9 protein-coding genes and 1 pseudogene are annotated in these 11,548 nt (G+C 55.8%); 7 read left to right on the plus strand and 3 right to left on the minus strand.

The genetic code is table 11. The features are described from left to right. Positions 1-805 (plus strand): annotated as a pseudogene (locus HF921_RS06910) (hypothetical protein); the annotation flags it as partial. Here the strand turns inward: HF921_RS06910 and HF921_RS06915 are convergent. Beyond that, positions 711-2,309: an APC family permease gene (locus HF921_RS06915; protein WP_215892680.1), complete on the minus strand. Its 1,599-nt coding sequence runs from the start codon at positions 2,307-2,309 to the stop codon at positions 711-713. The pseudogene HF921_RS06910 and the gene HF921_RS06915 sit on opposite strands and share 95 nt — an antisense overlap. Before the next feature lie 171 nt (positions 2,310-2,480). On the opposite strand from HF921_RS06915, the gene HF921_RS06920 reads away from it, so the two are divergent. From HF921_RS06920 to HF921_RS06930, 3 genes are read left to right on the plus strand one after another with little or no spacing between them, the layout of a single operon-like run. Continuing rightward, on the plus strand, positions 2,481-2,996 hold the full coding sequence (locus HF921_RS06920; RefSeq protein WP_215893566.1) for a hypothetical protein: 516 nt from the start codon (positions 2,481-2,483) through the stop codon (positions 2,994-2,996). Positions 2,997-3,014: 18 nt separating this feature from the next. Beyond that, complete coding sequence (locus HF921_RS06925) at positions 3,015-4,013, plus strand: aminoglycoside phosphotransferase family protein (RefSeq protein ID WP_064218565.1); 999 nt, start codon at positions 3,015-3,017, stop codon at positions 4,011-4,013. A gap of 4 nt (positions 4,014-4,017) precedes the next feature. After that, the gene (locus tag HF921_RS06930; protein ID WP_064218564.1) at positions 4,018-4,764 is read left to right on the plus strand and encodes an HAD family hydrolase; all 747 of its coding nucleotides are present in this window, start codon (positions 4,018-4,020) and stop codon (positions 4,762-4,764) included. 52 nt (positions 4,765-4,816) lie between these two features. Here the strand turns inward: HF921_RS06930 and HF921_RS06935 are convergent, their stop codons facing one another. Further along, positions 4,817-5,560 (minus strand): winged helix-turn-helix domain-containing protein, encoded by a 744-nt coding sequence (locus tag HF921_RS06935; RefSeq protein WP_215862255.1) that lies wholly within the window; start codon positions 5,558-5,560, stop codon positions 4,817-4,819. Between the two features lie 3 nt (positions 5,561-5,563). Next, the gene (locus HF921_RS06940; protein WP_215862254.1) at positions 5,564-8,305 is read right to left on the minus strand and encodes a sensor histidine kinase; all 2,742 of its coding nucleotides are present in this window, start codon (positions 8,303-8,305) and stop codon (positions 5,564-5,566) included. A 352-nt stretch (positions 8,306-8,657) separates the two neighbouring features. On the opposite strand from HF921_RS06940, the gene kdpF reads away from it, so the two are divergent. The 3 genes from kdpF to HF921_RS06955 all read left to right on the plus strand — a co-directional run. Further along, positions 8,658-8,750: a K(+)-transporting ATPase subunit F gene (gene kdpF, locus HF921_RS06945; protein ID WP_215850130.1), complete on the plus strand. Its 93-nt coding sequence runs from the start codon at positions 8,658-8,660 to the stop codon at positions 8,748-8,750. Next, entirely contained in the window at positions 8,747-10,498 is a 1,752-nt protein-coding gene (gene kdpA / locus HF921_RS06950; protein WP_215862253.1) for a potassium-transporting ATPase subunit KdpA, read from the plus strand. Before kdpF ends, kdpA begins: the two co-directional genes overlap by 4 nt. Before the next feature lie 12 nt (positions 10,499-10,510). Further along, positions 10,511-11,548 (plus strand): HAD-IC family P-type ATPase (locus HF921_RS06955; RefSeq protein ID WP_215893567.1); only part of this gene is annotated, 1,038 nt, incomplete at its 3' end.

Below are 11,548 nucleotides of genomic sequence, written 5' to 3' on the forward strand. Positions count from 1 at the left end.
GGTGCGCTACGGACTGCGCAGCGCCGATGATCCACATATCGTGGCGTCGGTCAAAGTCATGGACGGCGTGCTCAAGACCGATACCCCAAGCGGCCCGGTCTGGCACCGCTACAACGGGGATGGTTACGGCGAGCACGCCGATGGCAGCCCATTCGATGGCACTGGCATCGGCCGTGGTTGGCCCTTGCTGGTAGGTGAACGGGGTCATTACGCCCTCGCCGCCGGGGAAGATGCCTTGCCCTACATCAACGCCATGGTGGCCATGACCGGTAAAGGTGGCTTGCTCCCGGAACAAGTCTGGGATGCGGCACCCATACCCGAAAAGGGCTTGTTTCCCGGCCACCCCAGCGGCTCGGCCATGCCTTTGGTCTGGGCCCATGGCGAGTTCGTCAAACTCTGCCATAGCGCTGTGCGGGGTACGCCGATAGATCGTCCGGCGAATACCTGGAAGCGCTATCAGGGTAAGGTTCCGAAAATTGACTATCGGCTCTGGCGCCTGCGCCAGCGGCCGCGTCAACTGCTCGCCGGACAAGAACTGCGGGTGTTATTGCAGGCGCCCTTCACCCTGCATTGGGGCATCAATGGCTGGCAATCGGTGCAGGACACCGACTCGGAAGACTGGGGCCTCGGCCATGTCGTCCTCTTGCCGGTGCAAAAATTATCGGTCGGAAACAGCGTGCAGTTCGCCATCCAGAAGCAAGACGGGAAGGCTATGGCGCCGCCTCCGGCACAGCGTTCAGACTCTCCACGTAATCCCTCATCACCTGGTCTGCCACTGTCGTGCGCAATGCCACAAGAAGTATAACCAGACTAAATGCAGCAAGTACCGCCATATCCCAGAAAAAAGGTAAAAGGCCTCTGCCACCAAGATTTTGCGGACCAAGGTAGCTACAGATCCACAAACCCGCAAAATAGGGTAACACCCACCACGCATAGCGCCATCCCAGGCTTTGGGCTCGGCGCTCTTTGGCGAGGACGTAATGGTAAACCAAAAAAACCACCATCAAGATGGTCAGCGCGCTGAAGGTGAAACTCAGGGTGTCGAGCCCGGCCCAGAAGATAATCCAATTGGCCACCACAAAAGCTGCCGGGGCGAGAATTTCCGCACCGCGAAGACGAAAAGGGCGCACGGCATCAGGCATGGCGCGACGCAACTGCAAGAGTACGATCGGTCCCAGACTATAAGAAAGCACGGTCACCGAAGAAATGTATCCCACCAGCTTTTGCCAGGAAGGAAAGGGGAAGAAAAAGAGCGCACCAACCGCATATACTGTCAACAGAGCGATCCAGGGCACACCACGATCGTTAATCCGCGCCAGCCCTCGCGGCGCACTGCCCATTTCTCCTACCGCCATGGTAATACGCGCCGATGAAGTGGTGTAAATGAAGGCGGTACCCGCTGGCGACACCAGGGCATCCACATAGAGGATGACACCCCACCAGGCGGCGCCTACGGCTGCGGCCAATGCCGCAAAGGGTCCAGTAAGCCCGGCGAAAGCCAGGTGCGACCATCCCCCATGCGCCAGATCAGCAGGGTTCACCGCCATCAGAAACGCAAACTGCAAGCCCTCATACAGCATGGTGCCAATCAGCACCGAACCGATAACCGCTATGGGAATACTGCGCCCGGGATTCCGGCTCTCCCCCGCCAGATCGATCGCCTGCCGGAATCCGAAAAAAGAAAAGATAATCCCAGCACTGGCCACGGCAGTGAACATGCCCTCCAGGCTCCCCTGGGAATGATGCAATTGCAGGTTCTCGGGATGCCAAGAAAAACTCAACAAGACGCAGACAGTGGCAGCCGGGATAATCAGCTTCCACCAGGTCGCGGCACTATTAAGCAACAGCACCCAGCGAATCACCAGAAAATTGAGAAAGACAAAAACACCCAGCAGCAAAATGGCGACGACAAAACCCCGGTCGCTGAGCACGCCCGCTTCACCGGCGAGAAAACCCGGCAGATAATTATTTGCGTAAGTGATCACCGCCGTCACTTCGACCGGCGCGATGGAGACGTAGGAAAAAAACAGAATCCAACTCCAGATGCGGCCTAACAACGGCCCATTGCCCAGATGACTGATATGGACAACAGAACCACTGCGCGGAATCATTGGCCCCAATTCGGCGTACACCAGCGCCAACAATAAGATAGCCGTCGCCCCCACCGCCCAGGACCCCAGGCTCAAGGGCCCCGCCTGCTGCGCCGCATGCAGTGGCCCAAACAACCAGCCGGAACCCACTATGGCCCCCAGGCTCGCATAAAGTAGCCCGATCGTCCCCCCTTCCCGCCGCAAATGGCCTGCCGCCATGCCAGAGCTCCCTTTTGAATAGTCTGTGTAAATACCGGTTCTCAGAGGGAGTGTAATGCAATCCTGCAAATCGCCCAATGGCACCACATTTGTTGTGTCGGCCTGCCCATGGTACAACTAAAACATATTGAACCAATAAACGCTGCTTACCTGGCAAAGGAGAAACGGAGATTGGCAGTTCGCAAAAAAAAGCAAGCCAAATCCGGGCGTGGTCGGTGGGTGGGCTTCGGCATCCTGGCGGTCTTGCTCGCCGCCGTCGCCGTGGGTATTGCCCTTAATCTGCCGGTTCATCTGCGCAGAATCAGCCCGCCAGCTGTGACACCGAACCCGGCAGCACCAACGCCTACCCGACGCAACATCGACCTTGGGTCTTATGGCGTCACCGTCACAGACCATGCAGGAAAAATCAAAGCCCTCACTATTCACCCAGTGGCTATCATGCAGGGCAATGGTCCCTGGCAGAACCTTCACCCTTTACAGCGCCAGCTTGACGCACGTATCGCCAACCCCTTCATGGCCTTTCCGGATTTGGCCAGGGTCACCACTTCCACCACCGCCCAATCCGCACTGGAGCAACAAATTCTGCAAAACATTGCACCGCTGCTGAAGAGCGCGGAACCAGGCTGGAAAATCATCGGAATACAGTTACGCCCGGCGCTGCAATCTCCACCCCCTGGAGATGCGTGACAAGAAAAAAGGTTTGAAATGAAATATCTGGGCCGCCTGAATCCCCATGATCCGCTTTACACATATCTGCAAGAGCAAATATATCCACAGCTACTCACAGAAGAACGCGCCCATCAGTTTCGGGTATTTCAGCTTCCGGCATCCAATGAGGTTTTTCTCTACGAGGAAACCCATTCACAGCGGAAAGTCATCGGTAAGTTTTTCAACCGAATCGGGAAAGATCCACAACAGGCCTGGGAGCTGGCTCATAACGAATGGCAGCATATGCATACGTTGCGCGACTTGGGTCTCAAAATCGAGCGGCTGTATATTCCGCAACCCCTGGGGATTTCACAGGCTATGAACAGCGTCCTCATCGAGGAATACTGTCCTGGGCAATCGCTCTCCAGCGTCATTGAAGAAAGCATTGAACGCAACGACGCAAAGTTATTATATGCACGACTGACGGATCTTGCCTATTTCCTTGCCAAATTACATAACTGGACTGCGCGCTCTGAAACAGTGCGTTTTGATGCTCATTTTGCTTATTTCGACAAGATCATGGGACGCTTGCAAAGACGCCACCGGATAGCTGCCCGTCAGACCGACGAACTTTATCATTGCCGGGAGCGCTGGCAGCAGATGGGCAGTATGTGGGCAGATCGGCAAGTCCTGATCCATGGCGATGCCACGCCCTCCAATTTTCTCTTCGCCCCGCACCGGCGCACCATCGCCATTGATCTTGAACGTATGCAGTTTGCCGATCGCGCGTATGACCTCGGCATGATTGCCGGGGAAATAAAACATCATTTCATGCGCACCACCCATCATGGAGAACATGCCGAACCATTTATCGGTCATTTTCTCTGGGAATACAGCACCCACTTTCCGGATCGCCATGCGGCTTTTGCATCGATTACTGAGCGAACACCTTTTTATATGGGCATGACCCTGTTACGCATCGCCCGTAATTCCTGGCTTGACTGGCGCTACAGCCAAGTCCTGGTCCACGAAGCCGTTCACATTTTGCGGAGGTAACGCCATGTCCATACGCGCCGTCTGTTTAGATCTTTATGGCACCATGATCAACATTGAAACCAATGAGGAAATGGAAGAGGTTTATCGCGGCATTTCCCATTACCTCACGTATCACCGGGTCTTTATGAATCGGCGAGAGGTTCGGGAACGCTACTTCGCCATCATGAAGGAGAAAAAACGCCAATCCACTGAACGATATCCGGAAATAGACGTCGAGGCGATCTGGCACACCTTGCTCATCCAGGAGAACAGCAAACCTGTCAAGGGTCGGGAAAGGCTGGCGAAAGAGTTGGCACGCCTGCACCGTGGCCTCTCCCGTACCCGCTTGGAGCGTTACGATGGCATCAAGCGCACACTGAAAAGTCTGCAGGAAACCTACCGGCTGGCCACCATTTCTGACGCGCAACGCTGCTTCGCCCTCCCCGAAATGCGCGCGATGGGTATTAAGAAATATTTTGATATACGGATTATTTCCGGTGACTATGGTTATCGCAAACCAGACTCCCGATTATTCACCATGGCCGCAGAGCAATTGGAAGTGGCTCCCCATGAAGCCATTTATGTCGGCAATGACATGTATCGGGATATTTACGGCGCCCAGCAGGCGGGGATGAAAACCATCTTTGTGGATTCCAATCAGGGCAGCAAATCCTATAACGATGTGGCGCCCGATTATTATGCGCGGGACTTTTATCAAGTGCTGGATGGCGTCGGGTTTCTCGCACAAAAGCATGCGGATGACGATGACTGATTACCGTTTTATCCGCGCCGCAAAAGCGCGTGGCATCTTCCCTTGAACATGGTCATTTTGACACCTCCAGATCGCCAAATCGGTATCCAATCCCTTTTTCGGTCACCAGATATTGTGGCATTCCGGGGTCATCCTCAATCTTTTCCCGCAATCGTTTGATATATAACCTTACATAGTGGGCCTGATCGCTGCTGTGCTCTCCCCACACTGCACCGAGGATTCGTCGATACGACAATATCCGTCCCTGATTCATCACAAAAAGGTGAAACAGTTGATATTCCTTGGGCGTCATTGGAACGGGCACCCCGCCCTTGCGCACTGTATGGGTGAGATCATCCAGTTCCAAAACGCCAATGACCCAATGGGAAGATTCCGCGGATGAACCTGCCGGACGCCGCCGCAAATGTGCACGCAAGCGTGCGAATAATTCGCCAATGGTAAACGGCTTGGTCAGATAGTCGTCGGCACCACCGTCGAGGGCCAGCACCTTGTCAGCCTCGCTGCCGCGCGCCGAGATGACGATGATCAACGCCTGTTCCCCTCCATGATCGCGTAATCGATGAATCAATCCCTGTCCATCCCCATCCGGCAAAGCAAGGTCCAGCAGAATCAGGGCAAACGGCCGACCTTCCTGGACTTGCCGTTTTTCCCAAGCCTTCCAGGCATCTTTCAGCGTGGTTGCCCAGTGCAAGCGATACCCCGGTTCGCGGTCCATCGCCGCCTGTAGAAACCCGCCAATACTTGGGTCATCCTCCACCAGCAGGATATCCATATCGCCTTCGTGTATGGTCGTCATGGCTTAGTCTCCGTCAGGTGGCATAGGTGGCTCGGTCTCCCGAGGTACGGAAAAACAAAACACCGCACCACGCACTGCGACCCGGTTACGCACCCAAATGCGTCCCCCATGCAGTTCAATAATCGCAGCGCAAATCGCTAAACCTAGTCCGCTTCCACCCAACCCGACAGGGGGTTTAATCTGGCTGAAACGGGTGAATATTTCCTCTTCGCGACCGGGTGGTACGCCAAAACCGTGATCAATGACGCAAACGATAATCTCGGCATCGTTCGCATAGGCTTCTAATTCGATAGCGCGGTCGCTCGGGCTATATTTACAAGCATTTTCCAAGAGATTAGTGAGCACTTGCACCATGAGTTGCGGATCCACGCGGAACAACGGCAAGTCTTTGGATATCCGCGTCTGAAAAGGACGATCGGTGCATACTGCCTTAACCTGATCGCGCGCGCTGACCAACAGGTCTTCCAGAGGAACCCATTCTTTTTTGATGTTGAGTCGCCCGGACTGCAATGCGGCCATGTGTAGAATGCGGTCCACGGTGTGTTCCATCTTTTGGGTTTGCTCACGGATGTTCTCCAGAAGATCGTGCTCATCGGCAGTCAAACCCTGCGCATTGCGCTGCAGCGTCGTCGCCGTACCCAGCACGCCGGCCAAAGGCGTCCGAAGGTCATGGGAAACGGCGCCTAAAAGTGCATTTTGCAATTGTTCGACCCGCAAACGGACATCCGCTTCAGTACGTTGCAGAGAGGCTTGCGCCGAATCCAGCGCCACCGCGATGAGTCGCGCCACCGTTTCGAGAAAGCGCAACCAGTCTGCAGGAGCCCGACGCAGGTCGAGATCCGACAGCATCATGACCCCCAGCGCACGCTCGCCGGACAGCATGGGCATAAACAGTGCCGGAATATCCGCCAACGTGTCGGTGCTCATCCCGGCATTTTTTTTATTCAGAAAGCTCCACCGGGCAGCGGCCCGCAGGTTGCGTTGTGGGGCTTCCAGTTCGGTGGACGCTGGAAACATCTGCAAAGGACTCCCCGCGTTGTCCGCCAGTGGTAACCAGAATGCGACCGAAATACCCAGAGTCTGGTGCAATTTCTCGATGCTGGCGTTGAGAATCCCTTCGACACCACGGGCACTGCTGAGCGCCTGAACCAATTGATAGAGATTGCGGGCGCGTCGCTCGCGGATCCGGGCCATGAGCTCCTGTTCGCGGGATCGCGCCACCAGTTGACTGATGAGCAGGATCAGAGAGAGGATCAGCGCGAAGTAAGCAAGCGAGCCCACCGTGGTTGGCAAACCGCGATCCAATCCAAACGAGTAGTAACTGACCACGGCGGCAATGAATGTGATGAGGGAGGGCCAGCGGCCGTACATCAGGGCGGTACCCACCGCGCCCAGCATGTAGAGCATGAAGATCCCGGCAAAACCCAGGTAAGCCCCCAGAGACCAGGCTAGGCCACTTAAAGCGAGACCAGTTACCCCGCTGATCACAAAGGCGCGATTCCGGGTACGACGTCGCAAGGGCGTGTCCACGATGCCGAGATATTGTTGATTCCGCAGGCGGCGATCTTCGGTAACGGCTTTTTTAACCGGTAACGGGTGAATCACCACATCAATGTCGCGCTCGCTGTTCAATAGATGCGCCGTCAAGGAACCGGGCCACCACCAAAGGAATTTACGCAAACCCTGCGTCTGTCCCAGTACAACCTGGGTGACATCGCGCAGCCGCGCATAAGCCAAAACCTCCGCGCCGATATTTACTCCGGTCAACCGTGCGGTTTCAGCACCCAAGCTTTCCGCAAGATGCAGGTGGTTCCATATCCATGCCTGGGTCTGAGGTTTCTGCAGCAGGCCGTGTGGGGTGTCCACATGAATCACCAGCCAGTCGGCCCGTTGAGCGGTCGCCAGATGATAAGCCGCGCGCACCAGATGCTCATCTTCCGGGCGGCCGCTCACGGCTACCAATAAACGATCCCGGCTACCGCCACGCCGCCCCTCTTCCGGATTCTGTTGATGAAACTGTCGCAACTCCAGATCAACCCGGTCCGCTGCCAGTCGCAGTGCCAATTGCCTCAGGGCGATAAGGTTACCCTTACGAAAAAAATGCGTCATCGCGCGCTGACCGCGTTCGCCCAGGTACACCTTGCCCTCCTTGAGCCGTTGCAAGAGATCCTCGTCACTGATATCTACCAGAATCACCTCATCGGCCTGCTGGATGATCCGATCCGGCAGGGTCTCCTGAACCTGTACCCCGGTAATCTGCCGGACGACTTCGTGAACGCTCTCCAGGTGCTGAACATTCACGGTGGTCGCTACGGAAAGCCCCGCGTCCAGCAGTTCTTCCAAATCCTGCCAGCGCTTCTTGTGGCGGGAGCCGGGAGCGTTGCTGTGGGCCAACTCGTCCAGCAGGAGCAGGCTAGGACGGCGGGCTAGGGCCGCATCCAGGTCAAACTCTTCAAGCACAACATTTTTATATGGAATATACACTCGTGGTAACACTGGCAGGGCATCGGCCAACGCCTGGGTTTCACTGCGCTGATGGGTTTCGACGACGCCCACTAAAACGTCCACCCCCTTGGCCATCTCCTGCTGCCCGTAACGTAGCATGGCGTAGGTCTTCCCGACGCCCGGGGCGGCACCGAAAAAAACCTTGAAGCGTCCACGCTGGCACGTCTGTTCCTCCAGTTGCACCTGTGCCAACAGGGCATCCGGATCAGGTCGTCCGTCTTCGCGATCTTCAGTGGACATCTGTTATTACCAAGTATCGGATACCACCGTCCATAAAACTCCCTCTTTGCCCGCGTTTGAGCATAGGCCAAAGCCCGGCCATTACCAAGCGGGTTAACGCCTTCGTTATCCGTAATGCCTGATATTTACTCATAACTATACATTTTATATATAATTTATAGATGATTTATATGGAATTTATAGATGCAATATTGCTAGGTTTTCATGTGCGCATATTATGATTGTGTGCGAGCTCTGGGCCCGTGTTCACGCAGGAGATTGGCATGGAACTTGTGTACTTATTTATTATTATCGGTTTTTTCCTGACATCCATAGGGCTCGTTGAACTATTGGATCGCCTGAGGAGGATAAAATGAACGCGTTCGTGTGGATAGGCCTCGGATTGGGCATCATGCTCTTCATCTATCTTTTGGTATTTCTGATCAATCCGGAGCGGTTCCTATGATATCCACCATCATACTGACGGCTGCGGTTCTGTCGTTGACCATTCTGCTGGCATTACCTCTAGGTCGCTATATGCATCGCGTTTACTCTGGCGATCGGTTCTGGGCGACACACCTGATGGGTCCCGTGGAGCAGGGACTGTACCGCATCACCGGAGTTTCTGCGAGCGAGGAAATGGGTTGGAAGCGCTACGCCATCGCCCTGTTGATCTTTAACCTGATCGGTGGCGTTTTTCTCTATGCATTGTTGTCGACGCAAGGTGCGCTGCCCCTCGATCCTTTACATTTCGGTGGCGTCCCAAGTGCTTCCGCATTCAATACTGCAGTCAGCTTTACCACCAATACCAATTGGCAGGATTACTCCGGTGGCTCCACGATGAGTTACCTCTCGCAGATGCTGGGCCTGACCGTGCAGAATTTCCTCTCGGCGGCGACGGGAATCACCATCGTCCTGCCCATCATTCGCGCTATCGTCCGCCATAAAACCAAGGATCTCGGAAATTTTTGGGTCGACATGACCCGCACCGTTCTCTACGTGCTGCTTCCCCTCTCTGCGCTCTTTGCATTGATTCTTATGGAACAGGGCGTGGTCCAAACTCTCACCGGCGAGGTGCGGGCAGATCTTGTTGCACCCTTTGTATCCGACGATAAAACCATTCTTCATCAGATAATGCATGTGGGACCAGTGGCCTCGCAAGAAGCCATCATGATGCTCGGCAACAATGGCGGTGGCTTTTTCAACATGAACGATGCCCACCCTTTCGAAAACCCCACCGCTCTTACCAACTTTCTAGAATCCCTGGCCATGATTCTCATCCCCTCCGCACTCGTGTTCATGTTCGGGCATATGGCCAAGGCCAGGCGCACGGCGTGGGCCATCCTGATTTCCATGCTGGTGCTCTTTGTCCCCCTGACCCTCGTAAGTCAGCACTATGAACTGGCTGGGAACCCCGTCCTGACCCAGTTGGGGATCACCCAGGCCAACACCGCGAGCCTTGCCGGTGGTGGCAATATGGAGGGGGTAGAAGACCGTATCGGTGCCGGCGCGACCGCGCTGTTTGCAACGCTGGCTACCGCGACCTCGACGGGAGCCGCTAACGGCGCCTACGACTCCCTCATGCCGTTGTCAGGCGGGGTAAACCTTTTCATGATGCAATTGGGTGAGGTCGTGTTTGGCGGCGTTGGCTCAGGGCTCGCCACTTTTCTCGCCTTCATGATTTTTGCCGTTTTTCTGGGCGGTCTCATGGTGGGACGCACACCGGAGTTTCTCGGCAAGAAGATTGAATCCTTTGAAATAAAAATGGCCTCATTATCCATTCTGGTCATGCCGTTGCTGGTGCTGATCGGCACTGCCCTTGCCGTCACTACGGCAGCGGGGCGGGCAGGTGTATTCAATCCCGGCGCGCACGGTTTCAGCGAGGTGCTCTATGCCGTAACGAGTCCGGCCAACAACAATGGCAGCGCATTCGGCGGTCTGAGCAGCGACACCCGATTCTACAACCTGCTCACCGGCATGTGCATATTGCTGGGCCGGTACTGGACCTATCTGCCGTTGCTGGCACTGGCAGGTGCCCTGGTCGAGAAAAAGAAAATCCCCGCTGGATCGGGAACATTGACGACTTACACGCCTATTTTCATCGGTCTGACGGTTGGCGTCATTCTTCTGGTTGGCGCGCTCAACTTCTTTCCGGCTCTGGCGCTGGGGCCGGTTGCGGAGCAGCTGGCGCCCCTTGGCACCCTGACTCACTGAGGAATCATATCCATGGAATCTACCCACCATAAACATGCGACATCTCCAATCAACTGGAAGGACCAGAGTCGGGATGCGCTGTGGGACAGCTTCAGCATGCTCTCCCCGCGTCGCCAGTGGCGCAATCCGGTGATGTTCGTCGTCTACATCGGCTCCTGGCTGCTGCTGGCCCTCTTTTTTCATGACCTGATCGCACATAACCGGGAAGCGCCTTTTACCGGCATGATCGACCTCTGGCTCTGGCTCACGCTGATTTTTGCCAATTATGCGGAAGCACTGGCCGAGCGCCAGGGCGAGGCTCAGGCCAATAGCCTGCGGCAGAGCCGACAGGAAATTACGGCCAAAAAGCTGCCAAAACCGTTACACGAGGCGAGTTATAAGGAGGTTCCCGGCGCGAGTCTGCGCAACGGTGACTTTGTTCTGATAGAAGCAGGAGACCTCGTGCCCACGGATGGCGAGGCTGTGCTAGGGGTCGCGGCCGTCGATGAAAGCGCCATCACGGGCGAAAGCGCGCCCGTGATCCGCGAAAGCGGTGGTGATCGTAGCGCGGTCACCGGTGGCACCAGGGTAATCTCGGACTGGCTCATCATCCGGGTGACACAGGAGGCCGGTAACACCTTCCTCGACAAAATGATCGCCATGGTGGAGGGCGCGGCGCGGCGCAAAACCCCCAACGAAATCGCCCTGAGCATTCTGCTGGTGGTATTGACGCTGGTCTTTCTGGCAGTCACGGTTACCCTGTATCCCTTTTCCTGGTATAGCGTGCATTATGCCAGCCACTCTGGATCAGTGATCAGCTTGACGGTGCTGGTCGCCTTGCTGGTCTGCCTGATTCCCACCACCATCGGAGCACTGTTACCCGCCATCGGCATCGCCGGCATCGTGCGATTGTTACAATCCAATGTGGTGGCGACTTCCGGGCGCGCCATCGAAGCGGCGGGGGACGTGGATGTGCTGCTCCTCGATAAAACCGGCACCATTACCTACGGCAACCGATCCGCAGCGGCGTTTTACCCCGTTTTTGCGGTCACTCAGGAAACCCTTGCGCAG

Source organism: Acidithiobacillus ferriphilus (assembly GCF_018854775.1).
GTDB classification, from domain to species: Bacteria; Pseudomonadota; Gammaproteobacteria; order Acidithiobacillales; family Acidithiobacillaceae; genus Acidithiobacillus; species Acidithiobacillus ferriphilus.

Excerpts from the sequence above, each read along its gene's own strand:
- HF921_RS06915 (WP_215892680.1), bottom strand. The coding sequence starts at position 2,309 with ATGGCGGCAGGCCATTTGCGGCGGGAAGGGGGGACGATCGGGCTACTT.
- HF921_RS06925 (WP_064218565.1), top strand. The coding sequence starts at position 3,015 with ATGAAATATCTGGGCCGCCTGAATCCCCATGATCCGCTTTACACATAT.
- HF921_RS06930 (WP_064218564.1), top strand. The coding sequence starts at position 4,018 with ATGTCCATACGCGCCGTCTGTTTAGATCTTTATGGCACCATGATCAAC.
- HF921_RS06935 (WP_215862255.1), bottom strand. The coding sequence starts at position 5,560 with ATGACGACCATACACGAAGGCGATATGGATATCCTGCTGGTGGAGGAT.
- HF921_RS06940 (WP_215862254.1), bottom strand. The coding sequence starts at position 8,305 with ATGTCCACTGAAGATCGCGAAGACGGACGACCTGATCCGGATGCCCTG.
- kdpF (WP_215850130.1), top strand. The coding sequence starts at position 8,658 with ATGAACGCGTTCGTGTGGATAGGCCTCGGATTGGGCATCATGCTCTTC.
- kdpA (WP_215862253.1), top strand. The coding sequence starts at position 8,747 with ATGATATCCACCATCATACTGACGGCTGCGGTTCTGTCGTTGACCATT.